We start from the raw sequence: 15,552 nt of genomic DNA on the forward strand, positions 1-15,552 counted from the left end.
CTAACCGCATACCCGCAGGGGTGTCTGCCACACCAGAGGCCAGTAGCTGGCGACAACGCTTGCAGTTATTGCTGGAATCGCACATCGATGAGCTGAAAGCCAAAAAGCTGCAGCCGCCGCTCAACAGCGTGGTGATTGAGCAAGGCAGCCGCGCAACCCGAATTTTGATTGTTAGCCAAGGCCGCCTTGCCGTAGAGCAGCAGCTTCCAGGTCAAGCCATGCGCACCTTGGCCGAAGTCGGGCCTGGAGATCTGTTGGGGGAGATGGCTCTCTTTGGCGGTGGGGAGCACAGCGCCAGGGTCAGGGTTGTAGAAGAACCCACCGTGTTGCTGAGTATCGAAAGGGCTGCAGTACTGGATGCCCTGCTCTTTGATGGCGACCTCTCAGCCGAATTGCTGCACATGAGCAGTGAACGCTGCCGCCAGAGCAATCAAATGATTGGCTTGCTGCTGGATGGACTGGAAGCTTGCGCCGCGAACGATGCAGAAGCCCTCACACCCATCCTTGAAAAGCTGAATGGCAGCACTGAGAGCATGGTGCGAGCTGCTGAGTTGTTGGGCAGCCTGAGAGCATCAATCGCCAAGCCTTCCTGATCACGTGCAGCCACCGATGAGCCGCACCTCTTCGTCTGGCGTGATGGTGCTTGGAGGTGGCTTGATGGGCCTGGCCCTGGCCCATCAGCTAGCCAGGCGCGGCCAAAGCGTTTTAGTGATCAGCCGCCGCCGCAGCGAAGCAGCTGGTTTTGTCGCTGCCGGGATGCTGGCCCCCCACGCCGAAGGCCTCAGCGGACACCTACTGGCCTTGGGCCAACGCAGCTTGGAACTGGTGCCGAGCTGGCTGCAGCAAGTAGAAGCCGATAGCGATCTGGATTGCGGGTATAGGCCCTGCGGCATCGTTGTGCCGTTTCGCAGTGAGCTGGAGCGGGATGCCTTCCCCACAGCCAGCTGCGGCGTCGCGCTCAACAGAGATGCACTGGAACGTGAAATCCCCGGTATTGCCAAAGGCTGGAGCACAGGCTTGCTGTTTGAGCAGGACGGCCAAATCGATAACCGCCGGCGGCTGATGCGCGCTTTGGAGCGGGCTTGCTCACGGCTGGGGGTGCAGTTCGAAGAAGGCGCTGAAGTTCAAAGCCTGCAAGCCGATGGCCAAGGCGCTCTGCAAGCGATCAGCCTGCGGCGAGCTGACGGCGAGCTGCAACTGCTGCCTTGCCAGCAGGCCGTGCTCTGCAGTGGCGCCTGGAGCGGCCAACTGCTGCCGGAGCTGCCAGTGTTCCCGGTCAAAGGCCAAATGCTGTCGCTGCAAGCCCCGCGCCAAGCCCTGCGGCGGGTGCTATTTGGCCCGGGCACCTATCTGGTGCCCAGGGAAGACGGACTGTTGGTGGTGGGAGCCACCAGCGAACAAGACGCCGGATTCAGCGAAGGGCTAACACCTGAAGGACAAAAACAACTCGAGGCCGGTATCGCCGCGTTGCTGCCGGAAGCCAGCCAATGGCCACCGATGGAGCGCTGGTGGGGCTTTCGCCCCTGCACACCCGATGAGGGTCCACTGCTGGGGGCAAGCCCAATGGCAGGGCTATGGCTGGCCTGCGGCCACCACCGCAATGGCGTGCTGCTAGCGGCCATCACCGCAGAGCTGCTGGCGGGGGCCATCACACAAGAAACCCCCAGCAGCGCCGACGCGGCACTACTGGGGGCCTTTGCTTGGGACCGATTTAACCGAGGGGATCAGCCCTCAACGCGCCAACCCTGATCAGAAGGAGTCCAATCATTCAATTCGGAGGGCTGGAACCACAGACCAATTTCGAACTGAGCGGTTTCGGCAGCATCGGAGCCATGGATCACGTTGCGGCCGATGTTGACCGCCAGATCGCCGCGGATCGTGCCGGGCTCTGCTTCCAGGGGCTTGGTGGCACCAATCAGCTTGCGGGCGCTGGCGATCACGCCATCACCTTCCCAAACCATGGCCACCACAGGGCCGGAGGTGATGAAGTCCACCAAACCAGCAAAGAACGGACGCTCCTTGTGCACTCCGTAGTGCTGCTCAGCCAGCTCTCGGCTCGCGGTGAGCTGCTTGAGGCCCACCAACTTGAAGCCCTTGCGCTCGAAGCGGCCAAGGATCTCTCCGACGAGACCGCGCTGGACGCCATCGGGCTTGATGGCAATGAAAGTCCGTTCGGTGGACATGGTTTGGCTGGTAAGACGGGCGCCATCGTCCGTGGCCGCCCTACCGCTTGGCAAGCACACCCACATCAGTGGGAGCGCAGACGGCCGAGCCTTCCTACATTTCACTCATCAGATCAATTGATGGGCGGCGTCGATGGTGGTGGCCCCAAGCCAGGTGGAACAGCAGAACTGGACGCCGGCCGCCAGCGCTCAGCTCTATGGGCTCGATCAATGGGGTGATCCCTATTTCAGCGTCAATGCGCGCGGCCACGTGCTGGTGCAGCCCCGCGGTGATCGCGGCGGGTCGTTGGATCTGGTGGAGCTGGTGGAGGGCTTGCAGAGCCGCGATCTGCAGTTGCCGCTGCTGATCCGCTTTGAAGACATCCTCGAAGACCGCCTAGAGCGGCTACATGGCGCCTTTGAGCGGGCCATTGCCCAGTACGGCTACGGCGGCCACTACCAAGGCGTTTTCCCGGTGAAATGCAACCAGCAGCGCCACGTGGTGGAGCAACTGGTGGAAAGCGGCCGCCGCTGGCACTTCGGCCTGGAGGCCGGCAGCAAAGCAGAACTACTGATTGCGCTCTCGCTGCTGGATGACCCCAAGGCGCTGCTGATCTGCAATGGCTACAAAGACCAGCGCTACATCGAAACGGCGATCCTGGCGCGTCAACTGGGGCGTCAGCCCGTGGTTGTCATCGAGCAAGCCGATGAGGTGCCGCGCATCATCGAAGCCAGCCGCAACCTTGGGGCAGCACCTTTGATCGGCGTAAGGGCCAAGTTGTCGACCCGCAGCACCGGTCGCTGGGGCAGTTCGGTGGGCGAGAAAGCCAAGTTCGGTCTCTCCATCCCTGATCTACTGGCGACGGTGGAAGCCCTGCGTGACGCCGATCTACTCGGTGACCTGCGTCTGCTGCACTTTCACGTCGGCAGCCAGATCTGCGATATCGCCGTGCTGAAAGACGCCTTGCAGGAGGCCGGTCAGCTGTATGTGCAGCTGGCTTCCCTGGGCGCACCGATGGGCTTCCTGGATGTGGGCGGCGGCCTTGGCGTCGACTACGACGGCAGCCGCAGCGCCACAGCGGCATCAACGAACTACTCGCTGCAGAACTACGCCAACGATGTGGTGGCCACCATCCGCGAGTGTTGCGAACCCCAGGGCATTGCCGTCCCCACTCTGGTGAGCGAAAGCGGCCGTGCCATCGCCAGCCATTTCTCGGTGCTGGTGTTCAACGTGTTGGGGCAAAGCGGCGTCAACCAACCATCCATCCCCGAGGCGGTGGAAGGTGAGGCCTTGATCGTGCGCAACCTGCGCGAAACTCTCTCTGGAATCGGGCCCGACAACCTCCAGGAAGCCTGGAACGACGCGCTCAAGTTCAAAGATGACTCCCTGGCCGCTTTCCGTCTGGGCTATTTGAGCCTGACCGAACGGGGCAAAGCCGAGCAGCTCTACTGGGCCTGCTGCAGTGCCATCGCTGAGCTCCTGCCTGGCGAAGACGAATTGCCCGATGAGCTCAAAGGCCTCAAGGCTGCCTTTGCGAGCACTTACTACGCCAACCTCTCGGTCTTCCGTTCGGCCCCCGACACCTGGGCCATTGATCAACTGTTCCCGGTGATGCCAATTCACCGGTTGGAGGAGCAACCAAGAGAGCTCGGCAGCTTTGCCGACCTCACCTGTGACTCCGACGGCAAGCTGGCCCGCTTTATCTCCAGCGGCAGCGCCAAGCCGTTGCTCGAACTCCATGAGCTCAAAGACGGCGAGCCCTACTGGATTGGTTTGTTTCTTGGCGGCGCCTATCAGGAGGTCATGGGCAACCTGCACAACCTCTTTGGCAGCACCAATGCCGTCTCAATACGCCTCAGCCCGGGGGGGCCTTACCGGGTCGAGCATGTGGTGCGCGGCCAAACCAACTCCGATGTGCTCGAGGCCATGGAGCATGACCCTGAAGCTCTGCTGGAACGACTGCGGCAAGCCAGCGAAGAAGCCATCGGTAGCGGTGATCTTTCCATCAGTGCCGCTAGGCGCTTGATGCAGCACTTGGAAGGCAGCCTGCGGCAAACCACCTACCTCGAGGAATAACAGAGAGCCGTTTGCCTTAACCAATCTGTGGTTGCCAGTCCGGGAGGCAAGAGCCAAATTTCAACTAACGAGGGCAGTGAACAGCGATGGTTTATGAGCACGTTCTGGCCAACCCGGATGGATTTGACTTTCGCATTGATGCACTCGGCCAAGGAACATACGAGACTCCAATTCAGCAACAAGTTTTCATCGACGAAGATGACAGAATTAGCTTCTCAAGCCAAGTTAAAAATATTCAAAGCCAGATCAAAAATTGCAAGACATTTCCCAGCTTTGAAAAGGCAGGCCCGAGACAGAAACTCTTCCATGCGCCAAAGCAAAGCAGAGCCGCCGTTATCACATGTGGCGGACTATGCCCAGGGCTGAATAATGTCATCAAGGGAGTCGTTAACGTCCTCGAAAAAGAATATGGAATAAACCACATCATTGGGATCAGATATGGCTATAAGGGCTTAACTAAAAAAGCCACAACAGAAGCGACCACCTTGAATTCAAGGGTCGTCGATCAAATCCACAAACAAGGGGGAACCATTCTTGGTTCCTCACGCGGAAATCAAGATCCCTGTGAAATGGTAGATGAGCTCGAAGAGCAGGGAATCAATCTACTCTTCTGCATCGGAGGCGATGGAACACTCAAAGGAGCCAAAGCGATCGCCGAGGAGGCGATGCGACGCAAGGCACAAATCAGCGTAATTGGGATTCCCAAAACGATTGACAACGACTTGGGCTTTGTTGAAAAGACTTTCGGATTTGAAACATCCGTTCAAGTTGCTAGCGAAATCATCACATGCGCCCATAGCGAAGCTGAAGGGGCAGAACGGGGAGTAGGAATCGTCAAATTGATGGGCCGTGATTCTGGCTTCATTTCTGCGACTGCATCACTGGCCAACTCAGTCGTGGATTTCTGTTTGATTCCTGAAATACCTGTAGAACTTGATGGTGTTAATGGCTTATACGCTGCGCTAGGGAAGAGACTTGATCAAAACAACCACGCCGTCCTGGTCGTGGCCGAAGGGGCTGGACAAGAACTCTTCAGCAACTCAAACCAGCGCATGGACCAATCTGGAAACATTCTCAAAGAGGACATCGGAGAGCTTTTGAAAAACTGCATAGCCAGCCACTTCAAGGAAATCAACAACCCAGTTAGCATCAAATATCTTGATCCGAGTTATCACATCAGGAGCGTGCAAGCTAATGCGGCAGATGCGGTATTTTGCTATCAACTAGCTGAATATGCAGTGCACGCAGCCATGGCAGGTAAAACAAATCTTCTCATTGGTTACTGGAATAATTTTTTTACACATGTCCCCATAGCACTGGCAACAAAGGAGCGAAGAATGGTGGACCTCGATGGCGCTCTCTGGAAAGGGGTCTTATGCGCAACTCAACAAGAAAAACCTAACAAGGACTAAAGCCAAGCTGCGCAGTTCAGAAGTGGAGTCATAATGAGGTCAACGACCATAAATCTGTTCTTATGGACTCAACTAGTGATACCTCATTTGATCAGCTACTAGTCAACTTAGGGGAAGCAAGCCAAGAGAAAACGATCCATCACATGGATGGAGAAACATTAATCGAATCTGGGCAGTCCAAGACTGACCTTTTTGTTATACAGAGTGGGCGCGTCAAAATCACGACACCACAGGGCAGCGAATTAATCCTGACTGGCCCAACAATCGTTGGCGAACAGTCATTACTGACCGGGAGAGAAACGAATGCCAAGGTCCAATGCATTGGCAATGTAAGTAGCACGCAATTGACGCCAGAAAAATTCTGGACTTACATCCAAAATGAAACCAAAGGTCCCGAGATATTAAAAACACTCAACCGACTTCAAAGCGACCGTCTAAGAAACCGTTTTCATAGCAAACCATACATCGCATTAGTCGCCCATGATGGACGCAAAGATGATCTCGTTGAAGTAGCCAATAAATTCAGCGACTATCTCAGTCATCAGCCCCTGCTAAGCACTAAGCACACAGGAGATCGTATGCAAAATGATGTAGGACTAAACATTTCTCGAGTGGTTCACTCCGGACCTACAGGAGGAGATCAAGAAGTCGGCACATTGGTCGTTGAGGGGTTAGTTCAAGCAGTGTTGTTTTTCCCAGATCCTCTAACAGCGCAACCGCATTTCATGGATGTTGGTGCACTGCAACGTGTCTGTGACGTTTGCCATATCCCGATGGCTAGCAACAAGGGGAGTGGAATTCACTTATTAAAATCGCTAAGCCTAAGCGAACACACAAGTTCATAAGCCGCTCAAAGCAGTGGTGATGACCCAAAGGTTAAAGACAAAGCAATCATTACCCAAACAAACTTACAAATAAGATGCAACAGTTGATCAAACAATAACGAGAACCCGAATCTGCACTTAGAAAAATCAATAGCGCAATGGAAGAACCACTCTGCCGCTCCGAGCAAGGGGATACCAGTCAAGAGGGCAACAGCAAAGCCATGAACAGCTCCATGCGAGATCAGCCAATAAGGCCAGGGCAACGCCTTGTCACAACCTGGACATTTTTCAATGGCCATTTGGGAGCTTTGCAATGGAAAGTCGCAAAGGAAATGCCCCATCACCAGAAGCAAGAGTAAATCGACCAATCCCATGCACTGCAAAGCTTCTAAGGACAAAATGACATGACAAAGGCCTGGCGACCATGACCTGGGTGTCTGAATGGGTGACAGCCCTATCGGGCGTGCTGATCAGCTTTTTGTTGAATCGCTTCTCCAAGCAGCTGCACATACCTCGCTTCCCTTGGCAACTAGCATCGATTGCACTCGTTGCCTGGGCAGTAGCACAATCAAGCCAAAATCTGCTGGTTATTAATCAAGCAAGAGCAGAGCTAGCCATTATTAGCCAAGTCATCTATGCAGTTACAGCAAGCAGATTGTTAGTTTGGCTGCTATTAGAACTTTTGCCGAGGTTTCATCTCCTACCCCATACCCCAAGAATCCTAAGAGATGTTCTTTTTATCGCTGGAAGCGGACTGCTGATCATCATTAACCTACGCCAACAGTCCCAAATTGACCTCATTGGCCTTGTCACAACTTCAGCGGTACTCACTGCTGTTTTAGGCCTTGCCGCTCAAGATCCATTGAAAGATTTTATTGGCGGATTGAGCATACAACTTGAACAAGTCATTAAGGAGGGTGACTGGGTCAAGATTGATGATCAGGTCGGGCAGGTCACATCCATTAGCTGGCGAGATGTTGAGTTGAGATCTCGTAACGGATCACGACTAGTCATGCCTCACACGACAGTGAGTTCAAGCCTAGTCCGTAATTTCACAAGCAATGGAATTTATGGGAATCGACTATTTATTGGCTTGGACTACAGCGTACCTCCTGAGCAAGCAAGACAACTCATGCTGCGTATTTCAGAGCATCATCCTTTAGTACTAAAAAGCCCTGCTTCGTTGGTTCGGATTCATGCATTTGACGAGAGTTCAATCAACTACGAATGGCTGGTTTGGCAAGAAAGCTATGAACAAGAACTACGGCTTCGAGGTGAACTCAAAGAACAGCTTTGGTATGCACTAGGCAGAGCAGGCCTGAGCATTCCTTTTCCCATCCGCGATGTTAGGCTTCATCAAATCCAACAGGGACGCAAGGCAAAAAATAACGGCGAAGAAAATGCAGTCAAGTTAGTACAATGCAATAGCCTATTTGCTATTTTATCCTCAGAACAGCAACAAAAGCTTGTTGATCTCAGCGCGATTCATAGCTACGGGGCAGGAGAAATCATTGTCGGCGAGGATGAGCCTGGCGATTCACTTTTTATACTGCTTGACGGAAAGGCAAAAGTAAGCAGGTCATCTGACTCTACGAATGGATTAGACGTTGCTGACTTATACCGAGGCGACATCTTCGGAGAAATGACATTATTTACAGCGGAACCTCGCAATGCCACCGTACGCAGCATTTCTGAAGTTGAAGTTTTAGAGGTAAGCAGAAATACACTAGCCAAACTGATGGAGCAAAAGCCCGAGCTATTAGAAAGCTTTGGCCGTTTAATCAGCCTGCGGCAAAAAGAGCTTAAGCAGCTGGAATCACAAGTAGTACCTCGTTCATCGCAAGATGTGATCCAGAGAATGCGAAAAATATTCTCACAACTACTCCAATGAAAGCAACCACAAAAACCAAAGGGAAATTGCTACTGCAATGGGCCTCCAAACGCTGGCTCATTCTGGGCCTTGGTGCTTCCATGAGCTCGCTCGCTCTGCTGTTTCCCCAACAACTCGATCGCTTAGAGCTCGGACTGATGGAGGAGGCTCAAGAACTCCGCGGTATCCGAAAAGTGCCCAATCGGGTCGTGATCGTTGGAATTGACGATTTCAGTCTCGTGCAGGCAGCCAATAGTGATCTCAGCAAAGAGGCTGAACTACAAACACTACAGTCTTGGCCTTGGCCAAGAAAGGCCTACGGGTTGGTCATCGAACGACTAGTGGAGTCCGGTGCTAAGGCAGTTGGACTGGACCTCTTACTAGACACCCCAAGTAGTCATGGCAAGACCGATGACGATGCCCTAGCGATAGCCCTGCAGCAACACATTCCAACAGTCGTTATGGGAGCGCAAGTGCTGGAAAGTCGCGGCAATATTGCAGGTCTGAGCTTACACACACCACATCGAAATCTTGTAGGCGATGGAAGCCAGTTCCAACTTGGCCTTTTGAACGGCTATATGGATCGTGATGGGGCAATCAGGCATCGTCCAAATGACTACGCAAAGGAACTCAAAACCACCCTAGGTTCGTCAGTTCCTAGCAGTCTAGCTGTTTCGTTACTAGAAGCCGCTGGGCATCCCATAGCCGCAGAAACTCCATGGCATGGTTGGCAGTCCTTACTGGATCCGTATGGACCTGCTGGGACCATTCCAACCATTCCTATTTGGGATGTTCTCGATCCAGACCGTTTTCAACAACTTAGAGAGTCCAAAATCTTTGATCAGGCCATTGTGCTAATTGGTCCCACAGCAGCGGTGCTCCAGGACTTACACCAAACAGCTTTTTCAGGTCAAACAGGGATGCCAGGCGTGGAAATTCACGCCACTGAATTAGCCAATCGTCTTGAGCAACGGAGTTTGCTCTTCCAGCCCAATTCGTGGGCTTGGTCATGCCTCCTAGGGCTAGTTGTGATTACTACAGCAATTAGTGTGGAGCGCTGGGAGAAACCGATTACTCGTCTTGCAGCCTTGGCCGCGATTTCTGCAGGCTTTTTATTGATTGGCTTTGCACTCATTGCCCAACTTGGCCTTGGTGTAAGGCTACTAACGCTGTCAGGAGCCATTCTCATGACTGGGATTGTTAGCAGCAGCGAAGCTACCTTGAAGCTGCAATGGCAACGTCGCCGTTTAAGGAACAGTTTAGGACGCTATCTCTCACCTGCAGTGGCCGCCCAAATTGCTAGCCAACCAGAAGAAGCCGATGAATTACTCGGAGGACAGCAAGCTGATGTTGTCATTTTGATGAGCGATATTCGAGGTTTCACGTCATTTACGCAGCAAATGAGCGAAGCGAAGCGAGTCCCTGACTTAGTCAAGCGCTTAAATTACTATTTCACTGAGGTTGTTGATGCTTTACACCAGGAAGGTGCGACAGTAGACAAGTTCATTGGAGATGCCTGCTTGGCTGTCTTTGGCGCACCGATCCATCGAGGCAATCAGCAGGAAGCTGAGTCAGCGATCCGTGCCGCACTAGACATAGAGAAGCGATTGCGAACATTAAACTCACAATGGAAGAAAGATGGTGAGCCAAGCTGGGAACAAGTCATTGTCTTGAGTTTTGGCAGTGTTATCAGTGGCAATATTGGTTCAAGCTCGAGGATGGATTATACAGTCATAGGTAGCGCAGTTAATACAGCGAGCAGGCTTGAAAAAGTAGCTAAAGAATGTCAAAAAACCATCGTCTTAAGCGAGGCAGTTGCCAACTTACTGAAGCCAACTTGGAATCTAGAAGATCTAGGAGAATTTCCTATACGAGGTCAAGCACACCAACACGTGTACACGGTTGCAAGCGTCCACCTTCCCTAGCGCAAGAAGCTTAACTAGCTAGCTTTGAGAAAATTGTCTAAAGAATGGCAAGAAAACGTTTCTCGATAATTGGATTACTGGGAATGTTATCGATATTTGCGCCAGTCCAGGCCGCTCCATTCAATACCGCCAAGGTTGTAAGACTTGTCGAAGGCAAGGAAGTCTTTATTGATCGCCAACCAGCCCGAGTTAACGCAACGGCCGCCAAGGGCCAACAAGTTAGTACGGGCATTAGCCGCACAGAACTGCTTTTTGACCGCCGCGCCATTGGCTTTCTTGGCAAAAACAGCTTGATCACTCTTGGGCAAGATTGCTTTCGCCTGAAAAGCGGCAGTGTGCTGATCAATGGTTCTCAGCAAAGTTGTCTCGGTAGCAAGGTGTTGGGTGTGCGCGGCACCACCTATGCGCTCAGCATCAACACAGATGGAAACTATGACCTTGCTGTCCTCCATGGTGAGGCCTCGGTAGCAGATAGCAGTGCTGCTGAGTCAGCAATCACAAAAGACATCCTGGAGACCTACCCGCGGCTGAACCCGGTGGTCAGCTTTGGATCAAGCGCCTGGGGAAGCAACACCAATGGATTGAGCCTTGGCGAAGCCGCTGGTTTGGTCCTTGGCGATTTGGGCTTCTATGTCCCCATCAAACAGTTGCCGGGAGAAGTTTTCTACAGCTACAGCACTGGCTCCAGCAATTTCGATGGCTTCTGGGGGGGCAGCAGCGAAATCGGCTACAGCTGGTTTAACCCCAACAACCAGAGCAGCAACACGCTGATGGTTGGATATGACGGCTGGAAGCAACCCAGTTGCACACACTCCCAGATCTCTGCAGGAGCCATGTGGCAACGCGAAGGGGTTCAAGTTGGCATCAACGGTGGTGTCCCTGTCGACAACTGTGAAAGTCAATTGGGCTTCGCCATGGCGCAATTTGGTGTCCCCTTGATGCCCATTGGCGAACAAGCAATCCAACTCACCTTGGCGCCGTACTTGTTGCACGGGTTAGGGGAGAATTACGGAGGAGGGCGCGCCAGCCTCGGCATTCCCCTTAGCCCCGCTGTGCAGCTGATGGGCTACGGGCAATACGACGAACTTCTCGACACGGTGGTCGGCGGGCAACTCCGACTGAGCTTTGGCCTGGGCGGTGGGTTTGTGAATGATCCCAACCTTCAGACACCACAGCAGCGCTCGCCACTGCCGATGGCAAAGCGTCAGTTCAACACTGGCCAACCATGGCAAATCGCTCTGGGAGAAACCAAACAACCATCAGCAGACGAAGAAGGGCTGATCACCCAAACAACGGGGACCCTGTTTGAAGCTGGCGAGAAAGCCACTCTGAGCCCGCAAGGAGCTGTGATTAGTCGAGGTCAACTGACAGCAGCGGAATATAAAGCATTAGTCCTCAATCACCTCACAGGTCAAAGCCTCCTTCCAGAGGGCAATGCCATCAACTCAACTTACCAAAGTTTGTATGGCCTGAATTCACCAGCCCTGATGGCTGTTACCGGAGCCAACTGGCTAATCGCAGCGCGGACTCCATACCCTCGCCTGAGGGGCGCCAACAATCTTGAAATTCCAGACAACAAGCTTCCAAAAAAAGACAAGAAAAAAACTATCTCATTAGAAACCACCAAGGTCAACTACGTCTGCGAGACCAATAATCCATCGCTTGCGATGAGCCTAGGCTTAGGAACTTATTACGTAAGCAGCAATTCAACTGGAACAGACAGCATCAACTCAGCAACTCAGTTCAACTTTATCCGGGGTGCTTCGAGTTCTTCTTGCAACTACTCCTACTCATCAGGAGGCTCTACAGTGAATTACACTGTCCCAACTGAAGTCAGCAGTACAACGACAAGCCGCATTGAAAGAGTCAATAAAAACTCCATCAATCAACTGATAATCAACAATCCCAATCAGCGGATCACCATCATCAAATAATTATCAATAGCGAGAATATTTTCCTAGAACTAGTTTTGGACTCTGGTGGGTAGGACCCCATCGCGAGGTAGCGCATGTGGGGCGACGAACCACAACTGGAAGCCTTCCGTGAGCGCCTCAAGGTGCTGCTGGAGGCCCATGAACAGGATCTCAACCCGCAGGTGATCACGGCCGAGGAAGGCACGGTGCTGTGCCGCCAAGGCGAGCCGGTCGACACATTGATGCTGCTGAGAAAAGGACGTGTGGCCGTCGATCTCCACCAAGGGCCATTGGTGCACACACTCGCCGAGATTGATGCGGTGGAGCTACTCGGCGAGGTGGGCTTTTTCGCCAATGGGCAGCACTACGCCGATATGCGGGTGGTGAATGGCCCAGCGGAGCTGGCCACGATGCGAGGTGAGGAGCTGCTCAAAGCCATGCTCTACGACACCGATCTGGTGGTAGAGCTGCTGTCGTTGGTGAGTGAACGCTGCCGCCGCGGCAACCGCGTGATCGGACTCCTGCTCAACGGCATCGAAGCGGTGCACAAAAGCCAAAGCGACAGGCTGCAGCACACCAGCGATCAACTCGGCGGCATCCATTTCTGCGTGGGCAAAGCCAGTGATCAGCTCCAAGAGCTGCACAACAAGCTGCAGGGCAATTAGTTAGCCCTGCAGCTCCTGCTGCAACGAGCTTTTGGCCTGCTCCAGGGCACCATCAAGGGCCGCCCCATCACGGCCGCCTGCTTGAGCCAGGTTCGGACGACCGCCGCCACCGCCGCCGCAGAGCTTGGCCACACCGCCAATGAACTGCCCGGCTTTCTGGCCTTTGGCGACCACCGCTTGGCCGAACGCGGCCACCAGGATCACTTTGCCCAGATCGCTTGGATCGGGCAGACCCCCCAGCACAACAGCTGCACCATCACCGAGCTGATCAGCCAAGCCTTGCGCAGCGCTTTGCAGCCCGCCGCCATCAACCCCATCGAGGCGCGCCACCAGCAGTTGATGCTCGCCAATCGCCTCGGCTTGAGCCGCCAAGGCTGCGGCTTTGGCAACAGCTAATTCTGAGCGGGCCGCCGCCAGGGCTTTGGTGGCGCCCTTGAGCTCCTCCTGCAGGCCAGCCACGCGAGCGGTGATCTCAGCGGGCTGCACCTTGAAGCGCTCACTGAGCTGCTTCACCACCAGATCACGTTCATTGAGATAAGCCAGCACCGCCGGCCCGGCGACCGCCTCAATGCGGCGGATTCCGGAAGCCACGCCGGCTTCGCTAACGATCTTGAACAGACCGATCTCGGCGGTGTTGGCCACATGGGTGCCCCCGCAAAGCTCCATCGACACCCCAGGCACATCCACCACGCGCACCACATCGGCGTACTTCTCGCCAAACATCGCAACGGCCCCAGCGGCCTTGGCCGCCTCAATCGCCATCTCCTGCACCTCAAGGCTGTGGGCCTCGGTGATCCAGCCATTGATCAAAGCCTCCAGCTGCTCGAGCTCAGCGGGTGTGACGGCGCGGGGGCAGTGGAAATCGAAACGCAACCGATCGAAGTCCACCAACGAGCCGGCCTGGCTGATGCTGGAATCCACCACCTGCTTGAGGGCTGCCTGCAGCAGGTGCGTGGCGGTGTGATGGGCCTGGGCCCGGCGCCGGCAGGTGCGATCCACCTGCGCAGTCACCAGATCACCAACCGACAGATGACCGCGCTCGATGGTGCCGTGATGCACAAACACATCGCGCTGACGGTTCACCGACTCAATCGAGACGATCAGGTCTTGACCGCTCAAGCTGCCGCGATCACCCACCTGGCCACCGCCTTCGCCATAGAAGGGGGTGGAATCCAGCACAAGCTGAACGGCATCACCGGCACTCGCCGTTTGGGCCGGTTCACCGTTGACCACCAACGCCACCACACAGCTGGGGTGCTCCAGGGCCTCATAGCCCCTAAAAGCGGTGGCCTCCAGGTCAGCTGCCATCTGCTCAATGGCCCCTTGCAGGGTGAGGTCGATGCTCACTGCCGCGGCCTTGGCTCGCTGACGTTGGGCCTCCATGGCCGCCTCAAAGCCGGCCAAATCAACGCTTAAGCCGTGCTCTTCGGCGATTTCCTCGGTGAGCTCCAGGGGGAAGCCATAGGTGTCATAGAGCTCAAAGGCCTGCTCACCACTGATCTGCTTGGGCTTAGCCGCCAGCACATCGGCCAGCAACTTCTCCCCACGCTCCAGGGTTTCCAAGAAGCGCGCTTCTTCGCGCTGCAGCTCCGCCACGATCAGCTCGCGGCGTTCATCGAGCTGCGGGTAGGCCGCCTGCATCAGGGCAATGGCCGCCTCGCCCATGGCCACTAAAAAAGGCTTGCTGATGCCGAGCAGGCGCCCATGGCGCACAACCCGGCGTAGCAGCCGCCGCAGGATGTAGCCGCGGCCGAGGTTCGAGGCGGTGACGCCATCACAGATCAGCTGCGTCACCGCGCGGCTGTGATCACCAATCACCTTCAGTGACGTCTGTCCTTTGACATCGAGCTGGCGGTAGTCGACACCGGCTAAGCCCGCGGCCGTTTCGATCAACGGATAAATCAGATCGGTTTCGTAGTTGTTGGGCACCCCCTGCAGGATCTGAGCCATTCGCTCAAGGCCCAAACCGGTATCGATGTTTTTGTTGGCCAGCGGCGTGAGCGTGCCTTCCGCATCACGGCTGTATTGCATAAACACCAAGTTGTAGAACTCGATGAAGCGACTGTCGTCCTCAAGATCGATGTCCTCATCGCCCAGTGCAGGCTTGAAGTCGTAATAGATCTCGGAGCAGGGACCGCAGGGGCCGGTGGGACCCGACGCCCAGAAGTTGTCGGCCTCATCCATGCGGATGATGCGCTTGGGGTTCACCCCCACCACATCACGCCAGATCGCCTCGGCTTCATCGTCTTCGCGGAAGACACTCACCACCAAGTTCTTGGGATCAAGGCCAAACACCTGGGTGCTGAGCTCCCAAGCCCATTCGATGGCCTGCTGCTTGAAGTAATCCCCAAAGGAGAAGTTGCCGAGCATCTCGAAGAACGTGTGATGCCGAGCGGTACGGCCCACGTTTTCGATGTCATTGGTGCGAATGCACTTTTGGCTGCTGGTGGCCCGCGGCGCTGGACGCTCCTGCTGGCCCAGGAACACCGGCTTAAACGGCAGCATCCCGGCGATGGTGAGCAGCACAGTGGGGTCCTCAGGAATCAGCGAGGCACTGGGGATGGGCTGATGACCGCGGGATTCGTAGAACTCCAGAAACGCTGCACGGATCTCGGCACCACGGCGGGGACGGGCGACGGCAGGGGCCATGGTGAACACGTTGCAAGCCAGCGGCCATGATCCCGCAACACCTGCACGCCCATAG

12 protein-coding genes are annotated in these 15,552 nt (G+C 55.0%); 9 read left to right on the forward strand and 3 right to left on the reverse strand.

Going from position 1 to position 15,552, the window contains the following annotated elements; all coding sequences use genetic code 11:
* Positions 1-20 precede the first annotated feature (20 nt).
* Entirely contained in the window at positions 21-593 is a 573-nt protein-coding gene (locus tag SynMINOS11_RS11995) for a cyclic nucleotide-binding domain-containing protein (RefSeq protein WP_186548768.1), read from the forward strand.
* Between the two features lie 16 nt (positions 594-609).
* Complete coding sequence (gene thiO, locus SynMINOS11_RS12000; RefSeq protein ID WP_186548770.1) at positions 610-1,749, forward strand: glycine oxidase ThiO; 1,140 nt, start codon at positions 610-612, stop codon at positions 1,747-1,749.
* Here thiO and ndk read toward each other — a convergent pair.
* Positions 1,725-2,183 carry a nucleoside-diphosphate kinase gene (gene ndk, locus SynMINOS11_RS12005; RefSeq protein ID WP_186548772.1) on the reverse strand — a complete coding sequence of 153 codons (459 nt, stop codon included), beginning with the start codon at positions 2,181-2,183 and terminating at the stop codon, positions 1,725-1,727. The genes thiO and ndk overlap by 25 nt on opposite strands.
* Before the next feature lie 133 nt (positions 2,184-2,316).
* Between ndk and speA the strand changes: the two genes are divergently transcribed.
* The 3 genes from speA (at position 2,317) to SynMINOS11_RS12020 (ending at position 6,496) form a co-directional block, all read left to right on the forward strand.
* A complete protein-coding gene (speA, locus tag SynMINOS11_RS12010; RefSeq protein WP_186548774.1) occupies positions 2,317-4,239 on the forward strand; it encodes a biosynthetic arginine decarboxylase in 1,923 nt (640 codons plus the stop codon).
* An 86-nt stretch (positions 4,240-4,325) separates the two neighbouring features.
* Entirely contained in the window at positions 4,326-5,651 is a 1,326-nt protein-coding gene (locus tag SynMINOS11_RS12015) for an ATP-dependent 6-phosphofructokinase (protein WP_186548776.1), read from the forward strand.
* Positions 5,652-5,713: 62 nt separating this feature from the next.
* A complete protein-coding gene (locus tag SynMINOS11_RS12020) occupies positions 5,714-6,496 on the forward strand; it encodes a methylglyoxal synthase (RefSeq protein ID WP_186548778.1) in 783 nt (260 codons plus the stop codon).
* A gap of 5 nt (positions 6,497-6,501) precedes the next feature.
* Here SynMINOS11_RS12020 and SynMINOS11_RS12025 read toward each other — a convergent pair whose 3' ends face one another.
* Positions 6,502-6,849 (reverse strand): DUF3307 domain-containing protein, encoded by a 348-nt coding sequence (locus SynMINOS11_RS12025; protein WP_186548779.1) that lies wholly within the window; start codon positions 6,847-6,849, stop codon positions 6,502-6,504.
* 89 nt (positions 6,850-6,938) lie between these two features.
* Here SynMINOS11_RS12025 and SynMINOS11_RS12030 point away from each other — a divergent pair, with 89 nt between their 5' ends.
* From SynMINOS11_RS12030 to SynMINOS11_RS12045, 4 genes are all read left to right on the forward strand, one after another.
* On the forward strand, positions 6,939-8,366 hold the full coding sequence (locus SynMINOS11_RS12030; RefSeq protein ID WP_186548781.1) for a mechanosensitive ion channel family protein: 1,428 nt from the start codon (positions 6,939-6,941) through the stop codon (positions 8,364-8,366).
* Positions 8,363-10,270 (forward strand): CHASE2 domain-containing protein, encoded by a 1,908-nt coding sequence (locus tag SynMINOS11_RS12035; RefSeq protein ID WP_186548783.1) that lies wholly within the window; start codon positions 8,363-8,365, stop codon positions 10,268-10,270. Before SynMINOS11_RS12030 ends, SynMINOS11_RS12035 begins: the two co-directional genes overlap by 4 nt.
* Before the next feature lie 83 nt (positions 10,271-10,353).
* Entirely contained in the window at positions 10,354-12,204 is a 1,851-nt protein-coding gene (locus SynMINOS11_RS12040) for a hypothetical protein (protein WP_186548785.1), read from the forward strand.
* Positions 12,205-12,278: 74 nt separating this feature from the next.
* Entirely contained in the window at positions 12,279-12,848 is a 570-nt protein-coding gene (locus SynMINOS11_RS12045; RefSeq protein WP_186548786.1) for a cyclic nucleotide-binding domain-containing protein, read from the forward strand.
* Here SynMINOS11_RS12045 and alaS read toward each other — a convergent pair whose 3' ends face one another.
* A complete protein-coding gene (alaS, locus tag SynMINOS11_RS12050; protein ID WP_186548788.1) occupies positions 12,849-15,497 on the reverse strand; it encodes an alanine--tRNA ligase in 2,649 nt (882 codons plus the stop codon).
* Positions 15,498-15,552 lie beyond the last annotated feature (55 nt).

Source organism: Synechococcus sp. Minos11 (genome assembly GCF_014279855.1).
In the GTDB taxonomy this organism is placed as follows: domain Bacteria; phylum Cyanobacteriota; class Cyanobacteriia; order PCC-6307; family Cyanobiaceae; genus RCC307.